At 54.4% G+C, this 22381-nt stretch carries 16 protein-coding genes; 10 read left to right on the forward strand and 6 right to left on the reverse strand.

Annotation, left to right across the window (positions count from 1 at the left end; translation table 11 throughout):
* Window positions 1–28: 28 nt before the first annotated feature.
* Window positions 29–1663: a winged helix-turn-helix domain-containing tetratricopeptide repeat protein gene (locus tag ACR0B5_RS00075; RefSeq protein WP_480537554.1), complete on the reverse strand. Its 1635-nt coding sequence runs from the start codon at window positions 1661–1663 to the stop codon at window positions 29–31.
* A gap of 166 nt (window positions 1664–1829) precedes the next feature.
* On the opposite strand from ACR0B5_RS00075, the gene ACR0B5_RS00080 reads away from it, so the two are divergent.
* The 6 genes from ACR0B5_RS00080 to ACR0B5_RS00105 all read left to right on the forward strand — a co-directional run bounded on the left by ACR0B5_RS00080 (window position 1830) and on the right by ACR0B5_RS00105 (window position 8903).
* Complete coding sequence (locus ACR0B5_RS00080; RefSeq protein WP_480537556.1) at window positions 1830–2246, forward strand: hypothetical protein; 417 nt, start codon at window positions 1830–1832, stop codon at window positions 2244–2246.
* Window positions 2247–2586: 340 nt separating this feature from the next.
* Window positions 2587–4317 carry a sensor histidine kinase gene (locus tag ACR0B5_RS00085; protein WP_480537558.1) on the forward strand — a complete coding sequence of 577 codons (1731 nt, stop codon included), beginning with the start codon at window positions 2587–2589 and terminating at the stop codon, window positions 4315–4317.
* Window positions 4314–5654 carry a sigma-54-dependent transcriptional regulator gene (locus ACR0B5_RS00090; protein ID WP_480537560.1) on the forward strand — a complete coding sequence of 447 codons (1341 nt, stop codon included), beginning with the start codon at window positions 4314–4316 and terminating at the stop codon, window positions 5652–5654. Before ACR0B5_RS00085 ends, ACR0B5_RS00090 begins: the two co-directional genes overlap by 4 nt.
* A gap of 125 nt (window positions 5655–5779) precedes the next feature.
* Window positions 5780–6790 carry a TRAP transporter substrate-binding protein DctP gene (gene dctP / locus ACR0B5_RS00095; RefSeq protein ID WP_480537562.1) on the forward strand — a complete coding sequence of 337 codons (1011 nt, stop codon included), beginning with the start codon at window positions 5780–5782 and terminating at the stop codon, window positions 6788–6790.
* 68 nt (window positions 6791–6858) lie between these two features.
* Window positions 6859–7491 (forward strand): TRAP transporter small permease subunit, encoded by a 633-nt coding sequence (locus ACR0B5_RS00100; protein ID WP_480537563.1) that lies wholly within the window; start codon window positions 6859–6861, stop codon window positions 7489–7491.
* Between the two features lie 11 nt (window positions 7492–7502).
* Window positions 7503–8903, forward strand: a complete 1401-nt coding sequence (locus ACR0B5_RS00105) for a TRAP transporter large permease (protein ID WP_480537565.1) — start codon at window positions 7503–7505, stop codon at window positions 8901–8903.
* Window positions 8904–11041: 2138 nt separating this feature from the next.
* On the opposite strand, the gene ACR0B5_RS00110 is transcribed toward ACR0B5_RS00105, so the two are convergent.
* Window positions 11042–12637: a GMC family oxidoreductase gene (locus tag ACR0B5_RS00110; RefSeq protein WP_480537567.1), complete on the reverse strand. Its 1596-nt coding sequence runs from the start codon at window positions 12635–12637 to the stop codon at window positions 11042–11044.
* Between the two features lie 108 nt (window positions 12638–12745).
* Here ACR0B5_RS00110 and ACR0B5_RS00115 point away from each other — a divergent pair, with 108 nt between their 5' ends.
* From ACR0B5_RS00115 to ACR0B5_RS00130, 4 genes are all read left to right on the forward strand, one after another.
* Window positions 12746–13984, forward strand: a complete 1239-nt coding sequence (locus ACR0B5_RS00115; protein WP_480537569.1) for a TRAP transporter substrate-binding protein — start codon at window positions 12746–12748, stop codon at window positions 13982–13984.
* A 70-nt stretch (window positions 13985–14054) separates the two neighbouring features.
* On the forward strand, window positions 14055–14720 hold the full coding sequence (locus tag ACR0B5_RS00120; protein ID WP_170555588.1) for a TRAP transporter small permease: 666 nt from the start codon (window positions 14055–14057) through the stop codon (window positions 14718–14720).
* Window positions 14720–16078: a TRAP transporter large permease gene (locus tag ACR0B5_RS00125; RefSeq protein ID WP_170380872.1), complete on the forward strand. Its 1359-nt coding sequence runs from the start codon at window positions 14720–14722 to the stop codon at window positions 16076–16078. The genes ACR0B5_RS00120 and ACR0B5_RS00125 overlap by 1 nt, the downstream gene beginning before the upstream one ends.
* A gap of 11 nt (window positions 16079–16089) precedes the next feature.
* Window positions 16090–16869 (forward strand): IclR family transcriptional regulator, encoded by a 780-nt coding sequence (locus ACR0B5_RS00130; RefSeq protein WP_480537572.1) that lies wholly within the window; start codon window positions 16090–16092, stop codon window positions 16867–16869.
* A 567-nt stretch (window positions 16870–17436) separates the two neighbouring features.
* On the opposite strand, the gene ACR0B5_RS00135 is transcribed toward ACR0B5_RS00130, so the two are convergent.
* The 4 genes from ACR0B5_RS00135 to ACR0B5_RS00150 form a co-directional block, all read right to left on the reverse strand.
* Window positions 17437–18873, reverse strand: a complete 1437-nt coding sequence (locus ACR0B5_RS00135; protein ID WP_480537574.1) for an arylsulfatase — start codon at window positions 18871–18873, stop codon at window positions 17437–17439.
* Window positions 18874–19169: 296 nt separating this feature from the next.
* Window positions 19170–20186 carry a DUF2955 domain-containing protein gene (locus ACR0B5_RS00140; RefSeq protein WP_480537575.1) on the reverse strand — a complete coding sequence of 339 codons (1017 nt, stop codon included), beginning with the start codon at window positions 20184–20186 and terminating at the stop codon, window positions 19170–19172.
* Entirely contained in the window at window positions 20176–21240 is a 1065-nt protein-coding gene (locus tag ACR0B5_RS00145; protein WP_480537577.1) for an HlyD family secretion protein, read from the reverse strand. Before ACR0B5_RS00145 ends, ACR0B5_RS00140 begins: the two co-directional genes overlap by 11 nt.
* Window positions 21237–22316 (reverse strand): AI-2E family transporter, encoded by a 1080-nt coding sequence (locus tag ACR0B5_RS00150; protein ID WP_480537579.1) that lies wholly within the window; start codon window positions 22314–22316, stop codon window positions 21237–21239. Before ACR0B5_RS00150 ends, ACR0B5_RS00145 begins: the two co-directional genes overlap by 4 nt.
* Between the last annotated feature and the right edge of the window lie 65 nt (window positions 22317–22381).

The following is a 22381-nucleotide window of genomic DNA, read 5'->3' on the forward strand; positions in this document are numbered from 1 at the left end:
AGAGTAGTGCCAAGTCTGGCGCCGATTTTTATTCGGGCACGCCCGCCTTTTGCAAACTTGCCAACCAGATCCGTCGGTTTTCGGGGTGGTTTTTTGATCCTGCGAATTGCCTGCGCATCGCTGAGATTGACAGCTTGGGGTTGATCTCAAGCGCATTGTTAACGGCCTCTTGGGCTTCGTCTTGTCTGCCCATCTCGGCAAGAGTGGCCGCGCTCAACAGGTGGTGAAACAGCCGCCAAGTATTGCTTGTTGCCACCGCGCCCAACTGCCGGGCTGCGTCAAGCGCTTCTTCGTAGCGCTCCAGATGAAACAGGATGTGCCCTTGGTAGAAGTACATGTTTTGCAGCATCGGATCGCGTGGACTTAGCCGGATTGCCATCTCTATCTCGGGCAGGGCGTGGTCCTGCATGCGGAACCAGTCATAAGTATGCGCCAATTCCAGCCGTATACGCGCATCATTGGGATTGAGCGCGACAGCGCGCTCGAGATTTGCGATGGCTGGATCGGCCTCTCCGGTAAATCGGTAAATATAACCAAGAGCCGCATGTGCCTGCGCGTCCTGATCGTCCAGTTCAATTGACCGTTTGGCCGCCTCAGTCGCGGCAATCAACGTGTCCTGAGGCGTATCTGACCACTGAAAGAAGAATATCGTTCCCAGCGCGCGGGCTAACAGGCTGTGCGCTGCTGCGAATTCCGGATCCGCAGCGATAGCGGACTGCGCAAACGTCACCGCGTCCTGCTGTGCCTCTTGCGAAAACACGGCCTGCTGCGCCCGACCGCGCAAATACAGATCCCATGCACCCATGTCCTCGGTCGGTTTTTCCTGCGACCGTGCTTCGCCGGACTGGTATATCTCAGGCAATAACTGACCCGTGATGGCCCGGCTGATCTCGTCCTGAACGTCAAAGACATCCGTTACCTGACGATCAAAAACCTCGGCCCAGATGGTTTCGGCGCTGTCGACATCAATAAGCTCTCCGCTAATGCGCATCTGACCATCGGCGCGGCGGACACTGCCGCGGACAACATAGCCAACCCCAAGGTCGCGTGCGATTTCGATCGGGGTTGCCTTATCCTTCGCGTACGAGAACATCGTCGCGCTGGACACAACGAAGAGTTCCCGGTTCCGCGACAGATGCGCGATCAGGTCGTCGGTGAGACCATCGACGAAATACTGACCCGTTCTTTCGTCCCCGATATTGTCAAACTGCACAACGGCCAAAGAGGGTTTCCCGGTGTCCGGCAATCGCTGCCGGTCAGCAAATATGGAGAGCGACAGCATAGCGATTGCCAAAGCCAACAGAACGCCCGCAACAAGAACGCCGCGTTTGGGCGCGTGGGTAGTGCGCTCCGGCGGCTCATCCGATGCAACCGGGGCCACAAATTGGAACCCGCGCTTTGGAAAGGTCTTGATGTAGTCTGAGCTTGCCGCAGTATCGCCCAAGGCTTTGCGCACGGATCGAATGCGCGTGTTCAACGCGGCATCCGTGATCGCAGCGCCGCCCCAAATCTCATCAATGATCTCTTGCTTGCCAACAATCCTGTCTCGGTTCCTGACGAGAAATTCCAGCAATTGCAGGGCCTGAGGTTCCAAAGCAACCGGTTGGCCACTGCGGTTCAATCCCTGTGTCGGATCAAGTTGGAACTCTAAGAAACGGTACATACTCAAACCTACACTCCGCCATGTCCTTGGCTCAACGAAGTTTGCGGATTGTCAGATGAATGTCAGAAAAAATCAGATTCCGATCAAGCCCGGCGCGTTCGCCCGGCGTAACGTTTCCGGGGGTTAGTGTTCCGTAGCATTACTCAAAATAATAAGGAGATTGGATATGGCCCAACTGAAAAAACTTTGCATCGCGGCTTCGGTCGCTCTGGCGGGGAGCACTGCATTGGCTGAAACGGATCTTGAGGCGGCGTTGGATAACGGTGCCGAGCGCCTCAATGCCGATCAGATCGCAGAGCTCTTGATCGGAAATACTGTCACAGCCACCTCTGGAGAGAAGAGATTTCGCTTTTTCTATGACCCCAACAATATCGTGAGCGGAGAACTTACGAACGGTGGATGGAACGGTGCCGGCGCATTTGCCATCACCGATACGGATAAGGTTTGCGTTTCCATGGCAGCCGACAAGGGGCGCTATCGCTGTATGACAGTTCTACGTGTCGGGGACTCAATCCAGAAGTTCAACGCCGATGGAAAGAGAACTTTCGAGCTGCACAGCTTTGTACCGTCTACCGGCCTCTGAGCTTTCATCTCAAACTGGTTCCGACCCTGGACTTGCCATTTTTCTGATTGAGGAAAAATGGCAGCCACGAGTATAGCGACCCTATTCTACAAGTGCGGTGAATGCCCGCGTTCAACGGATATGGTTTATCATAGTTCGAACACCTCAAGCGTCAGCTTTGGGCCTAAATCTGCTTGCGGAGTGCAAATATTTGTTTCGGCAGGTTTGCCCATTGCTTCGCGTCCTCAAACCATTCGGTCATTCTTGTTAGGACTGAGCATCCAAATGTCCGATTAGAACTCTTGGGATGGACGGCTAAAACCTACTGTGATCCTATGCTGTCGCAGTTCATGGGCAGTCAATGCGATCAGCTTCTTATATTGTAGGTATTTTAGTAGCCATTGCCTCCAGCATTGGACTTTATTTGGTTTCTTACCAATACTTCGTTTCGGAGGAGCTTTCGAAAGCTCAGGGCCGGCTCTCTCTCTACCAAAGCTCGGTGAACAGCGAACTCGAACGATTTTCCCACCTTACGTATGTGCTGTCACAAGACTCCTTTGTAATTGGAACAGCCGAAGGCGATGGCACCGGAACATTAAACCGACGCCTTGAGGATTTTGCCGAACAGGCAGGTCTGGACGCGATCTACCTGATGGACGAAGACGGGATAACGATTTCCGCATCGAACTACCGCGACAAAGGGAGCTTTGTCGGCCAGAACTACGCTTTCCGCCCGTACTTCCAAAGCGCCATTTCTGGTGAACAGGGCCGCTTCTACGCCATCGGGGCCACAACGGGTTTGCCGGGTTACTTCATTGCGAACGCAGTGCTGAACGACCGAGGAGCTCCAACAGGTGTCGTAGCGATTAAGATCGATTTCTCTGATCTTCAGAACAGTTGGAAAAACTCGGGTGAACAAGTTTTCTTGGCCAATGAAGACGGCGTCGTTCTGCTGTCTTCGAACGCGGATTGGCAATATCGCGCGTTGACGCCATTGTCGGAACCACAGCGAGAGCGAATTCGAGATGCCAGGCAGTTTCCGGGGCGAGACTTAGATGCGTTGGATTGGGTTGAGTTGCCGGGAGACCAGGCCAGAATTGCGGGGACGAAGCGCCTGCATCTTGCAGCTAAGGATCTACCTCATGGCTGGTCGCTTCACTACTTTGCGAGTGACAATCAGGCCGTAGCGCGCAGTTGGCTTGTCACTGCAATTTTTGTCCTTTTGGCGGGGCTCACGTTTATCTTCTTCCAGATACAACGCGCGAGACGCGTAAGCGCGGCCTTGGCGCGGTCCGAAGAAGAAGAAGCAAAGCTGCGCGAGGCGAATGAAAGGCTTGCCATCGAAATCGACGACCGCAAGACAGCCGAGCGGAGCCTCAAACGCACCCAAAGCGAGTTGGAGCGCGCAAGCCGACTGGCGGCCCTTGGGCAACTCTCTGCGTCTGTCACGCATGAGCTGGGCCAGCCCATCGCTGCGATGCGCAATCACTTGGTGGCAGCAGAGATCTCATCTCCCGGTGAGGACAAGCTACCGCAAAAAATCGGAAGCCTGGTCGACAGGATGGAAGGGATCACGCGCCAATTGCGGTTCTTTGCACGGTCAGAGAATGAGGCGTTCGACGACGTAGACTTATGCACTTCGGTCAATGCCGCTTTGGCTCTGGTTGCGCCAAACATCGAGCAGGGTGGGGTGAAAATCACAGTTGATGCGCCGACCGTTCCGGTCTTTATCCGGGGCAGTGCCCTGCGGGTCGAACAGGTCATCACCAATCTTTTGCGAAATGCCATAGATGCTACGGACGAAGCGGATGCTCCTGAAATCCAAATCTCTATCACGGCTTCTGATGATGAGGCAGTGTTGGAAATTCAGGACAACGGTCACGGATTGGGCGAGGCAACGCTGGCTGAGTTGCAAGAGCCATTTGTAACCACAAAAGAGAGCGGGCGAGGGATGGGCTTAGGGCTGGCGATTTCCACCAGCATTGTCAAAGATCACGATGGCACAATGACGGCCCGAAACCCCGATGGTGGAGGAACAATTTTCCGCGTCACCTTCCCGATGGCCTCAGATACTGAAGAAACGGACGAATGACCCAACAGCAAGCCTTCAAAGTTCTGGTCGTTGATGATGACAAATCGATGCGACAATCTCTTGTCGAGTTGCTTGAAGCTGCTGACTGGACTGTTAACGCCCTATCGCGCGCGGCCCAGGTGACGGAGTATCTGGCTAGCGCGTCGCCCGATGTCATTCTGTCCGACGTTCGTATGCCCGGTATGTCGGGGCTTGAATTGCTGGCCAGTCTGGACAGGCATGTGGCGCCTCCGGTGGTATTGATTTCGGCACATGGCGACATCCCGATGGCGGTTCAGGCCATACAGGAAGGGGCGTATGGTTTTATCGAAAAGCCATATGAGCCTAGGCGATTGTTGACGGTGTTGAGGCATGCGGCTGAACAAAACCGAATGCGGAAAAGCAATGCCCGCCTTAAAGACAGACTATTCAAACTGTCAGGCCTTGACCGCATCCTGCTGGGCCAAACAGACGCCATTGCAGACTTGCGACAAGAGGTACTTGATCTTGCCGATACTTCGGTTGCGGTTTTGTTGCAGGGGGATACCGGCACCGGGAAAGAGCTTGTTGCCCATGCTTTACATGATTTGGGGCGCTCGCCGGAGGCACCGTTTCTGGCGCTGAATTGCGCAGCATTGTCCTCCGAAACATTTGAAGCGGAAATGTTCGGCGTCGCGGGTGAATCCGATGGAAGGCTTTTGGCGGCTTCGGGCGGAACTTTGTTTTTGGATGAAATCTGCTCGTGCCCACCAGCGGCGCAGGCCAAGCTACTAAGGGTCATCGAAGAACAGCAGGTGCTTCCGGTGGGCGCAGTGTCGCCGGTGCCGGTCAGCTTCAGAGTCGTGTCGGCAACCAACGAAGATGTTGTGCTGGCAGCTGAGGAAGGCCGCCTGCGTCAGGACCTGTTGTTTCGATTGAATACTGTCGTTCTGTCCTTACCTCCGCTACGACAACGACGGGACGATCTGGTTCTGTTGGCAACGCATTTCTTGAACGAATACGCGCAGGTTTATGAGATAGACGCGCCAGAACTCGATCAGGACGACTTGACTGCCTTGCTTGCACATGACTGGCCTGGGAATGTGCGTGAGCTGCGCCATGTCTGCGAGCGGCGTATTTTGACGGCGCGACGCGGAGCAGGGTCGGTGGCGCAGGCGATCCAAAGCGACCAGCATATTGACGATGTCCCGGATACACTGCGCGAAGCGGTGGCTGCGTTTGAACGCGAGCTCATCGGTAAAGCCATCAAGGCGCACAAAGGCCGCATGGACGCCGCCGCCGAAGCGCTTGGGATTGGGCGTCGGACACTCAACGAAAAGATCGTCAAGCTCGGTCTCGACAAAGAAGCTTTGTTGTAAGTGAAACCACCCTGCGGAATCCCGCAGGGTATCCTGAATTCTGCCCGCATTTTCCTTCATAGTCAGGCTGCAGCGCCTCCTGAATACTCCACCCAAACGAATTGCGTGATCTGGGAGGAGCCACTATGCGCAAACATCTGAACCGGGCAGCCATTGCTGCCCTGTCGCTGACCGTTGCATCCGAAGCACTGGCTGTCGAATGGAACGTTTCCCTGTGGGGCAAGCGTCGTGCCTTTACTGAACACGTCGAGAAACTTGCCGAACTGGTGAACGAAAAGACGGGCGGTGAGTTCACACTCAACATCAGCTATGGTGGCTTGTCGAAAAACAAAGAAAACCTTGATGGGATCTCGATTGGCGCTTTTGAAATGGCCCAGTTCTGCGCGGGCTATCACCGCGACAAGAATCCCTCGATCACTGTTCTGGAACTGCCGTTTCTGGGCGTGACATCCCTTGAACAGGAAGTCGACCTGTCGATGGCCGTTTATCAGCATCCGGCCGTTGTCGAGGATCTAGCCCGTTGGGACGCGACTCTGCTGATGCCTTCGCCACTGCCGCAGTACAACCTTGTCGGCGTGGGTGAAGCACCAAAATCCCTGTCGGATTTTGAAGGTCTGAGCGTACGGGCGACAGGTGGTATCGGCAAGGCGATGGAGACGGTTGGGGCCGTTCCGACCTCGATGTCCGCATCCGAAGTGCGTCAGGCAATGGACAGCGGTATCGTCAAAGCGGTCAGCTTTGCGCCACACGCGCATATGTCCTTCGGCACTATTGAAAACGGCACTTGGTGGACGACGAACCTTAACCCCGGCACCGTCAACTGCCCTGTCGTGGTGAACACGCTGGCGCTGGAAGATCTATCTGACGAACACCGCGACGCTCTGCTGGGGTCGGTGGACGAGGCACTGGATCACTACGTGAGCCACTACCAGACAAAAACGATGGGGGCGTGGGGCCCTGAGTTGGATCAACGCGGCATCGAACGGGTCACTTTCAGCGATGAAGAAATCGCAGCGTTCAAGGAAGCCGCTGCCGCCCCCGCGGCCGAGGCTTGGATTGCAGAAAACACCGAGCGTGGCCTGCCAGCACAGGAGCTCTATGACCTTGTGACTGGCAAGATCGCAAACGGCAGCTAATCCACTCACAACCCGGCGCTGGCCAAGCTGGCGTCGGGTGCCTTTTCCACTGACAGCGGAGTACAAAGATGGCCGGGTCATCCCAAGTGCTGTCCGACGACAGCCGTCTCAGCATTCTCGATCAACGCCTCTATAAACTGGAGAGCTTTCTGGCTCTGATCAGCGGTCTTGCAGTGTTCTCGCTGATGGTCATGGCCGTGGTCTCCGTTGGTGGCCGGAACTTCGCCAATGCGCCACTTCCCGGTTACGTGGACTGGATCGAGCAGGCGATGCCATTGATCGCCTTCATGGGCATTTCTTATGCGCAGCGTGATGGTGGCCACATACGAATGGACATGGTCGTTGGAGCGCTTAGAGGCCGGACGCTCTATATCGTTGAGTTCACTACAACCGTTGTCATTCTGGCGCTGATCATCTTGTTGATCTGGGGAAGCTGGGCGCATTTCGCACGCAGCTTTGACTTTGGTGCGCCACTCTGGAGCCGCGACAGCTCGATCGACATAGGTATCCCGCTGTGGCCCGCAAAGCTGTTGGCCCCCGTTGCCTTCAGCGTGCTTTGCCTAAGGCTTGCTTTACAGCTCTGGGCCTACGGTCGCGCGATCAGGCACCCCGACCAGGCACCTATCGCCGTCCCGCTAATAGCCGATGCAGCCACTCAAGCTGCGATGGAAGCCGAGCACGTCTCGGGCCACGACAACTGAGGTTAAATCTGATGGAACCCATTGATATTGGTCTGATCGTCTCGGGCGGTATGCTTGTTCTTGTTGTGTTGGGAATGCGCGTGGCCTTCGCCGCCGCGACAGCTGGCATGGTTGGTCTGATCTGGATCTTCTGGGCCAAGTTTGGTTACGACCCGGCGCGGTTCGGTAAGGCTGTGACTGTGGCCGTCAAAACAGCGGGGCAGGTGCCGCACTCCAAAATTTCAAGCCAGGCGTTGAGCCTTATCCCGACGTTCATCCTGATTGGCTACCTCGCCTACTACGCGGGCCTCACCAAAGCCCTGTTCGAAGCCGCGAAGCGTTGGCTGGCATGGGTCCCCGGCGGGCTGGCGGTTTCGACTGTTTTCGCAACCGCTGGGTTCGCGGCGGTATCCGGGGCCTCGGTCGCCACTTCCGCTGTGTTCGCCCGTATCGCCATCCCCGAGATGCTGAAGATCGGCTATGACAAGCGTTTTGCCGCAGGCGTCGTCGCTGCAGGCGGCACACTTGCCTCGCTCATCCCGCCTTCGGCCATTCTGGTCATCTACGCGATTATCGTCGAGCAGGACGTGGGCAAACTGCTGTTGGCCGGATTCATCCCGGGCATGTTCTCGGCTGTGATTTATGGCTTGCTGATCATCGGCATGGCCGTCGTGATCAAAGGATTTGGTCCCGCAGTGACCGGATTTACTTGGAAAGAACGTTTCCTCTCGTTGCCGCCCGCACTGCCCATCATGATTGTCGTCGTCACCATCATTTTCTTTGTCTACAACCCGTTCGGCGGCGATGCCTGGGGTACGCCAACCGAAGGCGGCGCAATTGGAGCATTCGTGGTGTTCCTGATGGCGCTGTATCGGGGCATGCGCTGGGCCGAACTCAAAGACGCGCTTTTGGAAACCGCCAAGCTGAGCGTCATGATTTTCACGATCATCTGGGGCGTATTGGTTTACGTTCGTTTTCTTGGTTTCGCTGAGTTGCCAAGTGCATTCTCCGACTGGATTACCTCGCTTGAGATGTCTCCGATGCTGATCCTGATCTGTATTCTTTTGGCTTATGCAGTGCTGGGTATGTTCATGGATGCGATAGGTATGCTGCTGTTGACGTTGCCGGTCGTTTACCCTGCTGTCATGGCGTTGAATGGTGGTGAGGCCGTTAGCGCAACCGAGAGCACCTTCGGTATGTCCGGGCCCATGTGTGCCATCTGGTTTGGCATTCTGGTTGTCAAAATGGCCGAGTTTTGCCTGATCACCCCACCTATCGGGCTGAATTGCTTTGTAGTTGCTGGCGTACGTGATGATCTAAGCGTTCAGGATGTCTTCAAAGGTGTGACGCCTTTCTTTCTGGCGGACGCTGCGACCATCGCAATGCTCGTTGCTTTCCCTGCAATCGTTTTATGGCTTCCAGGACAGGTTTAAACCACATGGGATGATTTTGGAGCGCGGTTTGCCGGTGGGGCTAAAGCCTGCATCAATCAGCTGCGCTGAAGAATACATGACACTTGTTCAATGTCCGGTTAGGGCCGTCCTCCCTGTGACGGCTAGCGCTACGGTCGATCTACGCGGCGGATGACCAAATGATGGGAGTGAACCCATTTTGGCGAATGTTGCATTCTTCATCAATTTCCGATCCACGCAACTTGAAGAGCTCATACATGTCGCAACTGATTTAGCCCAAAAAGAATTTGAATAGCTCTTTGGCAAATATGTGATCTCTTGGAATAGGCATGATTTTCAAAGTGTCGCCCGATACTTCTCTGAACCTGCGTTCTGTGCGCTGTCGGATATGGGCATACCCATTTCTGACCATGATGCCTTCGCAGCGTTGCTTGAAAGGATTTTTTCTGTTCTGGAGGCGGATGAATTTAGCCACACGAAAGGAGGTGAGGTTACCGCCAAGGCCTGCGCTAAGAAGTGGCGATAGTCTGATGTGAAATCACTAACTCGTCTTAGAAAAGACGGGTCGTTAATTGAGATGATAGATGTGCATCGCTCTTCAGGACGATCCGGCGATAGGTGGGAGTTTACAGCTATTATTATCTGTGCTCCTGGACGTGGAGTCTAGTTGTTAAGTTTGATTGACTTGAAAGTGCACCTAGCAGGTGAATTTGTATGGAACCGTAAAGTCCGCCTACATGCCGAAGTTTGCATTGGAGCAGGATATTCAGAGTCCCAAAAGCCGAATTTCGTTCAGGATGCAGAGAAAGTTGGGGAGCAGCCCATGCCTCAAGAATTATTTGCCACAGCCAATGGTCGACAGAAAGCGACATCGTTGACAGGGTTCTCTCGCGCGCTCAATCGCTAACGTTATGTTGACTTCGTTCTTTGCATCGCAGAACTACTATTCTCAACTTCGATAGCTGCGGGCAATTCAGCATTGGTTTTCCGCTGTCCCTGACAGTGGTCAACGTGCAAACGACCTTGTGCTGGGTGGAAAATACAAAGGTAGCAAAATGAAAAACAATAGCAGAAGTCAAAACACATCGTTAGGCGTTGTGAGGTTTGGTGCGTTTGGACAACTTGCGGCCCTTCATATCGGCCAGCACTTCGAGATATCGGCCCATGATCCCTCCCTGGCCCTTGCCAAGGCAGCAAAGCAACTCGGAGTACGTCTGGCATCGTTGTGCGATGTATCGCAGTCTGATCGCCTCTTATTTCGGCATCTGTCTCCTCATTTGAGGACGTTGTCAGCGAGTTCGCGGTTGCTTGCAAATCCGGCGCGCTGATTGTTGATGTTGGCTCAGTAAATTGGTTTCCTCGTAAATCTGATACGGTTGCTACCGAACCATGTAGGCATCGTAGCATCTCATCCCTTGTTCGGGCCTCAGAGTGCCATGCAAGGTATTGAGGGTCTGAAAACTGCAGTTTGCCCCGTTCAAGGAAGGTGGTAGTTTAGGCTGGCTGCTTTTTTCGCAAGTTTCTTGTTCTGACTATTGTCGTGAAGATACCAGAAGAACATGACTAAGAAGCAGCTGTTGTCCAGAGACTCTCGCGCCTCATCGCCAAAGTGCGCCTGAAAATGGGACCGCTGCCAACGCGCATGGCAACGACGAGATTTGACTTGTTATCTGAGGCAATTTCCTTGGTTCAGCACGATGTTCCAGAAGTATTCGAAGCGATTGTGAAAACCAATCTCAACGCTGAGACTGTGCGCCGAAGATTTTTTGACTCTGCCGCAAGTTTGAGTCTCGATTTGGAAACAGTATTGAGGACACCGCCGAACAACAACTGCCGATATTTATGGAGCACCGTCCAAGGGAAGCTGCGTCCGCGTTATTGTTATTCGATACGAGCCCGCCGCAGGACCGAACCGTACCACTGAGCGAAGTTGTCTAGCGGATCAACGATCGTGCCAATTAAGCGGACTGTTGAAACAGCGGGACTCTGGGCGTGGATTTACGTTTTCGAGTTATTTCGACCTTCTCAACCCCCCCCCAAAAAAAACAAATGCCGCTGAAGTAAATGACTTGAGGTACAACGTCAGTCTTTCTTCTTTTACAGAGAGAAGAGCAAACAGCCAAACTGAGGGATCAAACACCTTTCCCTCCATTTTTGGGTCACGCATCCGCCTGTATCAAATCACTAGCCTTCTCTCCGATCATGATGGCTGGCGCGTTGGTGTTACCACTGACGATTTCCGGCATGATCGAGCAGTCGGCCACTCGTAAGTTGGCTATGCCGTGTACTTTTAGTTTTGCATCTACGACCGATGCTTCGGTGCTTCCCATCGCGCAAGTGCCGGTTGGATGATAAATAGATGCGGTGTTTGATCTTACCCAGTCCAGCGTACCTTCATAGTCGTCGCAACTCAGCTGAGCCGTTGGCCGAAATTCCTCTGAAATCTTTGAGGCCAAAGGATTATGCTTAGCTATTCTGCGAGCGATGTTCACACCGTCAACAATGGTTCGGCAATCCGTTTCCGTGGACAGATAGTTCGGTAAAATTTTGACATATTCAGATGGATCCGGGCCGTTCAAACGTAGCTCGCCCCGGCTTTCAGGGCGCAGTTGGCAGACCGACATGGTAAAGGCTGAGAACGGATGAACACCCTCGCCAGGGCTGTCGGCGGACCAAGGCTGAACGTGGAATTGAATGTCGGGTGTCTCTACATCCTCGCGGGTTTTCATGAACCCGGTGGCAAGACTGGCGGCCATGGTCATAGGACCAGCACGGAACAGTGCGTATTTCAGGGCGATACGCGCCTGATTGAACAGGCTGCGGACTTCATCATTCAGTGTCGGTTCATTGCATTTGAACACTAATCGGGCCTGCAAGTGGTCCTGCAGTCCTTTGCCGACACCTGGTAGGGCGTGCAGCGGTTCGATGCCGTTTTCTTTTAGGTGGTCCGGATCTCCGATCCCTGAAAGCATCAGGATCTGTGGCGAGTTTATCGCTCCGCCGGACAGAATGATTTCACGCCGGACGGTGAGGGTTTTCTCCGTTCCAGAGCGATCCCGGTACACCAGACCGGTTGCTTTCTTGCCGTCCAGAACCACGCGCGTTACGAGCGCGTTTGTAATGATGTTTAGGTTTTGGCGATCCCGAATGGGTTTCAGGTAGGCAACGGCAGCGCTGCACCGGCGGCCATTGCGGGTGGTCAGTTGGAAATACCCCACCCCCTCTTGATCCGCGCCGTTGTAATCAGGGTTGAACGGATAGCCCGCCGCCTGCGCTGCGGCCACCCACGCGTCACAGATCGGACGTTGAATACGCATATTGGATACGGACAAGGGCCCACCAACGCCATGGAACTCGTCTTCACCTCGCTCCTGGTCTTCGCAGCGCTTGAAAAGGGGCAGGACATCGTCCCAGCCCCAGCCCGCATTGCCCATTTGCCGCCAGCGATCATAGTCCTCTTTCTGCCCACGAACGTAGAGCAAACCGTTCAAAGAGGATGACCCGCCCAGTACCTTGCCGCGTGGCCAGTCGATGGATCGACCATTCAGACCAGGATCAGGTTCGGTGCGATAACACCAATCGACCGATGGGTTGTGCATGGTTTTGAAGTAGCCAACGGGGATGTGAATCCATGGGTTTGTATCGCGGCCACCTGCCTCAAGTAGCGCAACGGTCGTGTTAGGATTAGCGCTCAGCCGGTTGGCAATGACGCAGCCCGAAGACCCGGCGCCCACAACCGCATAATCCACTTCCATGACTGCCTCCTCCTCACGCCGTCGAAAAAACTCTATGCAAGATGTAAGAAATATACTAGCCTTTTTTGATACAAAACGTCTCAATAATTGCGATCAGGGAGGTAAGCAATGGAGATCGGTAAGAAACTAAGTGGTATTTCGCGGCGGGATTTCTTCCGCGTGGCGGGCCGTTACGGTATGAGTTCGACTCTGCTGGCAGCGGGTGGGTTCGGTGGAGCGATGAGCTTGGCCAACCTGGCGCAAGCAGCTGAATCCACGTACGAAAAACGGTTCTCAAAAGAGCCCAAGCACACGCTTAAGTTTGGCGCTTCAGGCTTCAATACTCGCAACCTTCTGATCGAACGTGCCGGGGCCATCGAGTTCGCGCGCGATCTGGAAGAACGTACAGATGGTGAGATTCGGATCGAGTTCATCGGCGACAATCAGATCTGCGGACAACTTAGCTGTGTTGAAAAAACCCAGCAGGGAATCGTCGATATCTACGCCGCTTCGACCCAGAACTCGGCTGGAGGTGCGCCTTATCTGAACGTGCTGGACTACGCTTATATGTTCCCAAGCCGTGCGGCGCAGTACCATTTCTTCTACAGCCCGGCGAGCCAGCGCATTCTCCGCGACCCCCTGGAGAAACGGCATGGACTGAAGTTCCTGTTTACCCATTGCGAACTGCGCGGCCTGCAAATGGGCTCGACCTTTGCTGACAAACCCACAGTAACCAAACTGGAAGAGCTGTTCGGCACCAAGAACCGCGTGACCGGCACGCAGTTGGGCCGGATTGCAATGCAGTTGTTGAACCTGAACCCGGTTCCGGTGGCCTGGGAAGAGACACTGGACGCTCTGAAAACAGGTCTGATTGACGGGGCTGAAACTTGGGCCTCCGCCGTGGCTTACGCAAATATGGCGCCGGTGGTTTCGCAGTCGGTAAACCTGAAGTTCTTCTGCGGCACCGAGCATACCTCGATGTCGGCCAAGGTCTTCGACAGCCTCGGAGGCGAGTTGCAGGACGCAGTGATGGAGTCTTCCTACTTCACTCAGGCGTTGATCCAAGGTGCGAATGAGGCTGCGTTGTTGAACACAGTTGGCTTCTCAGAGCCGCAGCTTCCCAACACGATCTTTGCCAAAAACGGTGTCCGCCCGGCCTTCCTGCCGGACGATCAGATCAAACTGGCCGAAGAGATGTGCGCTCCGAACTACAACCCTGAGCCTTGGGCGCAGTGGCGTGAACGCCTGAATAAATGGGCAGGCGGCATCGATACGTATCAGGAGATCTACGACATCGCGCGTGAAATTCCGGCCGATACCCTGCCGGAAAACGTCGAGCCGCGCCGTTGGTGGATGGGCCAAGCCTGATAAGCTGATGTGAACCGGCCCTCAAACGGGCCGGTTCCAAAAAAACACACCGACTGGGAGGACGGGGTACATGTCGTTATGGGCAGACATAGGCGCGATCTTCAGCGCCTTTCTCAGCCAGGATTCGTTCGAGATTCAATCCGCTCTGGAATCTGACGCTGCTTGGGTTCTGGGTGCAGTTGCCTCCGCACTTGGCGGGCTTCTGGTCATGCTGATCTATCGAAAGGTGCCCTTCATTGAACGCCATCTGGAACGATCAGTGATGGTTTATTCGTATCTTGCCATTGCACTGATCATCTTCTGGGGTGTGATCGACCGCTTCGTGTTTAACGACCAAGAGCCATGGTCAACGACCATTCCACCACTGCTATTTATGGTCATGGCGTGGTTCGGGGCGTCTTACAACGTACGCCTTCGTACGCATCTGAGTTTCAGTGAATTCCGCACCGCGATGCCGAGGGCAGGGCAACTCACTTGCCTCATCCTTGATGCGGTTCTGTGGTTTATTTTCGCGGTGATCGTCATTGTCACCACAACCCGACTGGTCGCCCTGTCTGCGTCAAATTTCCAGATCGTACTGGGTACCGACAACGTCATGCAGTGGTGGTTTCTTCTGGCTGCACCGCTGTCTTTCTTCTTGATGGTTGGACGCGTGTTTCAAAACCTCGCGGATGATCTGCACAATTGGAAAACAGGCGAGCCGCTCATCAAGCAGGCCGTGATCGGAGCAGACTAATGACAGATGGAACCATGGTCACACTGATCTCGCTTGGGGTCACTTTTCTATTCATGTTGGGCGTACCGGTTCTGCTGGTCATCGGCTACTGGGTTATCGGTTGTTCGTTTGTCCTTGGCTTGACGCTCGACAATATGGGCGCCGAGTTGCTGAACGTCTTCAACAAGGGTTTTGCCCTGCTGGCGATGCCGCTGTTCATCTTGACCGGAGACCTGATCAACAAATCCGGCATCGCGAGGAGGCTCAGCGACTTCGCCTATGCCTGTCTGGGCTGGATACGCGGCGGGCTGGCGATGGCCTCTCTAGGGGCATGCGGGTTGTTTGCCGCTATCTCGGGCTCCAACTCGGCCACGACCGCCACCATTGGTTCCATGTTGCACCCGGAGATGGTCAAGGGCGGTTATGATGAGCGGTTCAGCGCGGCCACTGCGGCGGCGGGGGGCACGGTGGGGATCATCATTCCGCCGTCGATTATTTTCATTGTCTATGGGTTCCTGATGAACCTGCCGATTTCGGAGCTGTTCGTCGCGGGTATTCTGCCCGGTGCGTTGATGGTTTTTGGTATGCAGTTTGCCTGCTGGATCATCTGCCGAATGAACGGCTGGGGCCACTTGATCCCGCTGCAACTGAACCGGGTGCTGAAAACCGCGTTCGGCGCATGGCTGGGTTTCTTCGCCATCGGGCTGGTTCTGTGGGGCATCTACACAGGTAAGTTCTCACCCACCGAAGCGGCGGGTGTGACCGTTGGTTTCTGTGTGATCGCCGGGTTGGTCAGCTATCCGATCAATCGGATCATGGGCGCACGGAACGATATTCCGCCGACCGAAAAAAGCTACGCCGAGATGTTCGTGGTAGAAGGCTTTACGATCCCCGAGATCCCCTCAATTGTGATCCGGTCAGCCCAGATCACAGGTATCCTTGCCCCGCTTATCGCAATTTCAGTGGTGATGCAGCAAATCCTGTCGCTGCTGGGGGCGCAAGAAACCATTGGGAATTTTGTAACTTCAATGGGCGGCTACCACGCGGTTCTATTCACCTCAATGGTGATCGTCTTCTTCTCGGGTATGGTGTTGGAAAGCTTGCCGGTGACGATCATCCTTGCGCCAATCCTCGCGCCGATCGCGGCTTCGGTCGGGATAGATCCGATCCATTTCTCGGTGATCTTCCTGGTGGGCGCGTCTATCGGCTTCATCACTCCGCCCTACGGTTTGAACCTCTATGTGGCATCAGGAGTGACCGGCGTACCCTATTTCCGGCTTTTGCGATACACGGTGCCTTATCTGGTGGCTTTGCTGTCGGTATGGATCTTGGTGTCGCTTGTGCCCGATCTGGCCTTGATCCTGCTGCCAAATAACTAGAATGTTGCGGGATGGCCGAGACGGAAACACAAGACAAAGAAACTCAGATCCCGACCAACCTGCGCCTTCTTCTCATCCTTGAGGAGGTGGCGCGGCGCGGGGTCGCCGTCAAACCATCGGACCTGATTGAGACATTGGGACTGGCGAAGCCTACAATCCACCGTCTGCTGCAAACTGCAGAGGCCGAGGGTTTCCTGCAACGAGATCTGGATGGCCGCTCATTTGGTCCTGGGCGCCGGCTGCGGTCGCTTTCGGTCAATACCATGTCTTCCGAACACCTGCGTACGGCGCGATTGGCAATCTTGCGCAGCGTCGCTGAAAAGGTTGGTGAGACTTGTAACTTAGCCATCCCAGACCGGGAAGGGATGATCTACCTCGACCGGGTTGAAACGAAATGGCCGCTGCGCATCCAATTGCCAATCGGTACTCAGGTGCCCTTCCACTGCACAGCTAGCGGCAAAATGTACCTGTCTACCCTTCGTCAGAAGACCTTGGATGGGTTTCTCTCCGCAGGAAATTTACAACCTCAGACCGAACAATCCCTGACGAACCCTAATGCACTATGCGAGGAAATCTGCAGAATCGCTGAAAACGGTTACGCGACAGATGATGAGGAATTCATGGCCGGAATGACGGCCATCGCTGTGCCCATTCGCGACGGACAGGGTAGATTGGTAGGCACACTTTCAGTGCATGCTCCAACCCAACGTCACGACGTCACCAGCCTGCTGTCCTTTCTGAACATCCTGCAAAAAGGAGCAGGTGAACTATCGGAAATGCTGGCTAACTGATTTCTGCTCGAGGCCATGGTCAAAGCTTTCGCCAAATCAGCCAAAACCGCGCTGGTGGAACTTGCGAGTGCGTTTGACGCTCTCCCCAAGGATCGTGTGGTATCGACCAAGGGTCGGTTGCATCGGAATCGGATGTCTGAGCGCCGCGGAATGCCCGCTAGCGAATGCCAATGACAAGCTGCCAGAGCGAGGGTAACGTCCCCATTCGCTTGGAACGGCCAAGACGAAGGGTTGTCTCGAAATCCGAAAGCGGTCGTTCAATTGCAAAGTGGGAAGGTCGGCAAAGTTTGCTCCGTCGACCGCTGAAGGTAGCTCAACCTTGAGCTTGCAGCGAATGGCTAGTTCAACGGGCCACATCGCAGCATTCCCTCTTACCGTAGAACGGCAGCAAAGAACTTCGGATTATAGGGCAGGGTCCTATACGGTGTCTGATCCGCGCTCGACTTTGAGCCCTGAGCAGGTGTTGATCGCGCTTTCGTCCGTCGCTCATGCAGCAAGTTGCGAGTCGCACGTTCCGGACACTCAAAACCAGATTGCTAGTGGCCCGAGAGCGGACTTCGCCACCACTCAGTCATTGGATGGTTCGTAGGGATCCGGCGTTCCTGGGGGGATCGGAGGAAACTCCTCGAATGTAGCAAGGTGTTCCTGCAACTGCGGCAGCGCCTTTTCGGCCGCCCATGTGTGCGGGAAGAGAACGCTTTCGCGCTCGTGTGGATCATTCAGAAGGTTATAGACCCTTGGTGTGTCGAAAGACTCCGTCGCGCCAAAGGCCGTTGTGTTCTCTTTGAACAGAACTTTCCAATCCTTCCATTTTACACCGAATATCTGCTCGCCCATGTAGACAATCACGCCTTCTCGGTTCGATCTCGGCTGGACGCCCAGAAAGAACTCGGACTGGTCGATGCCATCAAAAGCCCGGTCGTCCGGCACTTTGCCGCCTGCGAATGCGGCCAGTGTTGGAAAAAGGTCCATCGAGTGGACAACGTCATTGCTTTCTGAACCAGCGGGGATCTTCCCCGGCCACTTGATCGCAAAGGGCACGCGCATGCTTCCTTCGAGGCTGGTGAACAGAGTGCCGCGCCAAGGCCCCGCAGTACCATGCACCGCGGGAACCGGCGAGACATTGGCGTTTCCAACCGGAAGAGCTTCGGGGCCGTTATCTGCAGTAAATATCACCACGGTTTCGTCGGATGCGCCTGCCGCCTCGATCGCATCAACGATGCGCCCGATGTACGTATCTGTCTGAAGTAAGATATCGGCCCAGACGCCGTTTCCAGTTGCGCCATCAAACTCCTCGGACGCGATATTTGGATAGTGGGTCTGCGTATAGGCAAGATAAATGAAGAATGGCGCGTCTTCGGCACTCTTAGCTTCAATGAAATCGACGGCCTTTTTCGTCAGGTCGCCATCTATCTCGCCGCGGTAGTCCAAGTCATAGTCCCGCGCAACGGTCGCCGGTTCGCCTGCAATACCTTGCATCACGACAGGCTCTTCCATGTTGGCTTCAGCAAATCCCGGAAGCGTGCGCCAGACTGTAACGTCCGTGGTTTCAACACCGTAAAACTCGTCGAATCCTTGATTCGTTGGATAGCGCCCTTCGGTCCATCCAAGGTGCCACTTGCCGTACATGGCCGTGTTGTATCCTGCTTCCTTGAGCATCTCGGCCATCGTGATTTCCCACTGGGTCAGTCCGTAAACGCCGCCTCCCAGTGGGACTGTATGGTTTCCGCTCCGAATGCCATACCGTCCCGTCATGGTCGCAGCGCGGGACGGCGTGCATTGGCTTTCCACGTTGAAGTTCGTAAGCCTTAATCCCTCAGCGGCCAGAGCATCCATTTCCGGAGTGGCGGTGCCGCGAATTATTCCTCCACCATTGAACCCTGGCTCACCCCACCCAAAGTTATCGAGAAAAATAAAGACTATATTGGGCTTGTCCTGAGCTGCGGCGACAGTCCCAATGAGAAGAGAAAGCAACAGTAGGAATGTTCGCGAAAACCGCTTCATGATGACGCTCCCTATAGATATCATTCGTTCGAGACTGGCGAAATTGGATGCCTGCGGTCAAAAAATGACCGTCTTCTAAGGGCTCGCTTTGAACTTTGGCTGCATCTTGAACGAACGGCAACTTTCAGGTCCAGAGTAGCCAGCACGCGAAGCGGGCCGGTGGCAATTCGTAAAAAGCGGAAAGTAAACTTCCCGAGTTTAGATGCATCCTTGAAGTCTGCATTCTGTGTCATGATACGCGACTTAAAAAAAAACCTTCAAACCTTCTGTGGAGTGAATTGTCTAACGGTTCCACTTTAGGCCTCTGATGCAGGCTGTCGTTTCTTTTCAGGCCAGAATTCGTCAACCACGACATAGGCAACAATTACGAAGATCGCAGCGCTGGCGACTTGCAGAACTCGCGTAATACTCTTTACGTCAGCTTCGTCGGAAAAAGGCGCAATTGACCCACCGTAGACGATCAAAGCGGTCGTAATTGCAGAGCCAGCGGCGGCGGCGAGCGGGGCTTGTGATTTTCCAAGTGCTCCGAGGGTCAGACAAAAGAAAAAACACAGCAGAATAGAAGTGAGAATGACCGGGGCTATTACGTTTACTTCGTAACATATGATGGAGACTGCCGCCCCAAGAAGGTTAGCCGTCAGCATTGCTTTCGCTACGGTTTTGCCCGCCGCAGGCATCGCCGCGAGTTGCTGGCTCAGCAGCGCGACAAAAAACAAAACCAGCAATGCGGATGCGCCGGAAACAAAAAACGCCATAGCAAACGGAACTGTGACAAGTGACATCCTGACGATGCGGCGATGTGGGTCAAAGTCTGACGACGTTGCTGCTTTCTTCTGAGCGGCCGTCGGAGGTTCAGCGGGAATTAGCACGAACATCAGTGTCGATACGAAACCTGCAAAAAACAAATTCAGCGGTATCCAGTACACGAGCACCAAGGCCAAATCCTGCGATTGCAGAACCAAGTTCGGGATCATCAACGCCCCCATAAGAGCGATGACACCCGGCAATACTCCGGCACCAGAAACCGACCAAACGAAAGACAGGATTATTCCAATCGCCACGAGGATGAGAAACACAACGGGATATGGTGAGAAGATTGAGGACACCAGGAACGAAATGAACATCAATCCAATTGAGAAGACAAACAGCTTGCCAAACGCCGCCAAAGGCAATGCGGCAGGCGCTTGCAGAAACAGTGCAGTGAATACCGCCCCGACGACTGCGAGTGGCCAACCAAGAAACAAGCCCAAGGAGAAGACGCCGGTCACACCCAGAGCAAGCCGTGCGACAGAGCGCTGGTCTTCAGTACGCATAGGACAGAATTGAAACCACGCGGATATAGGTACGGCCTACAAGGTTCAGTAACGAATTGTCACTTAGATACATAATCACATCTGCTTGCCCGTTCAGCTGAAAGCGAAGGTCATCTTCAGCACTTCCAGCTTCATAACCGGGTAAGACGATCCTAACTGGGAACCTTTCAGGCTCTCGCAAGAACCCCTTGGTACTTGGTGCGCTTGCCAATTGCCCGGGTTCATCACCACCACTCAAAGACACAGCGGCACTGAAGCTCTCAATGACGCCAGGGACAATCTTACCAGGGTGCATATCCAATACCACATCCACCGGAGACCCTATCGACGCTCTTCCCAGGTTGTTCTCAGTAAAATACGCCTCGATCCAGACGTCCGTTGCATCCAGAAACGTCAACAGATCTTGCCCGGATCGGGCATACGTACCGGGGGCTATCAGCAGGTTCGAGATGACGCCTGTTGCCGGAGCACGCAGTTCAGTCCATTCAAGGTTCAGTTCCGCATCCGCCAAAGCAGCCAACGCGCGCTGGATTTTCGGGTTTTCAACCCCATCGTCACCGAGCCTCTGCTTTGCTTTTTCCAGATCCGCTTTTGCGTTCTCAAAGTTTGCCTCAGATTCCGCCAGCTGCCCTCGCGCATCATCAGCCTTTGAGACAGCAATCAGTCCTTTCTTTTCGAGCGCAAATACGCGCTCCGTTTGGAGGCGCATGGTATCGAGATCACTCTGCGCCCTCGCCAATTTCGCCTGCGCAGCGCTTACTTCCGCTGACGAGGCTCCCACCTCTTGAGTGGCTGCCTCGAGATCGGCTTGGGCTTTGTCACGATCAATTTCGTACGGTCTGGCATCAATGCGAACTAAAACATCTCCTGCCGAGACCACCTGACCGTTTTGAACAAGAACCTCGGTCACCGTCCCAGTGACCTGCGGAACGATCTGGGTCGCCACGGCCTTTACTCTGGCATTTCCTGTGAACGGTGTCTTTCTGTCAGCGACCAGATACCAGACGAGAAAAACGAGAATGACGGCTAATGTCGACCAGATCGTCTTCCTCATTCTGCAGCTCCTTCAGCCGCGTCTTCGCTAACCGGCGGTGCGTCAATCCAGACTTTGAACAACTCATAGAAGACCGCAAACAATACGGGTCCCATGAAAATGCCGATCAAGCCATAGGCCATCATGCCTCCAAGAACCCCGATGAGGATCACAAGCATAGGCGTTTCAAGGCCTTTTGAGATGAAGACGGGGCGTAGGAAGCTGTCCATTATGGTCACGGGAATGGCTAGGATGGTGAAGATCAAAGCTGCACCTCCGGACATGGAGCTCCATGCATAGATGATCACTGGTATAAGCACCAAACCGGGTCCAATCTGGATGATCGAGAGGATCAGGCAGACAAACGCCAGCGTAGCGGCCGAGCCTATCCCAAACAGCACCAACAATATCCAAACGACGACGGCTTGAATGGCGGCGACACCAATTACACCCTTAGTGACATTTCGGATCGTTGCGCCTGCCAGAGTAACGAATTCACCACCACGCGGCGCAAATACACGGTTGGCAAAGCGCTGAAGGCCCTGAACCATACTTGGTCCGGGACTGAACAAAGCCCCCATTATCAATACCGACAGGGCAAGGCCAAGAAGCCCAATTCCGATCCCCAAAACCTTACCAAAAAGGGACTTGGTGATTTCAAGAATTTGGGTGCCGTATTTTGCAAGCGCACCGTCCAGATTCCGCTCGAACATGCCCCAAACATCAGCAATTTTCCCGCCGACCAGCGGTAGTTCCTTGATACCTTCTGGCGCAGGGGGGATTTTCAATTCACCTTTGTCGGCCTGTTCCGCAAAATCGGACCCTAATTCCGCAGCACCGGAAACCGCTGTTGCGACTGGCCCCAGGGTCAGAACAAGACCCAACAAAACCAAAATCGTCGCTGCAAGCTTCTTTCGCCCTCCCAATTTGGATTGCATCCAATCAAACACCGGATAGAGCGCCACGCAAAGGATGGTTGCCCAGATGACCACGCTTGCGAGCGGGGCCACCATGACCAATGCGCTATAGAGAAATAGTCCGAGAAACAGCAGTCGTATCGCTAGATCGACAATCTTCGCGTCCTGAGTTTTTTCCATTCCATCCCCCTGGGTTTGTTTTCAGAATATTATACTCAAAAAACGTTATATGTATATTTTTTTGA

The organism is Ruegeria sp. AG1 (assembly GCF_056541705.1).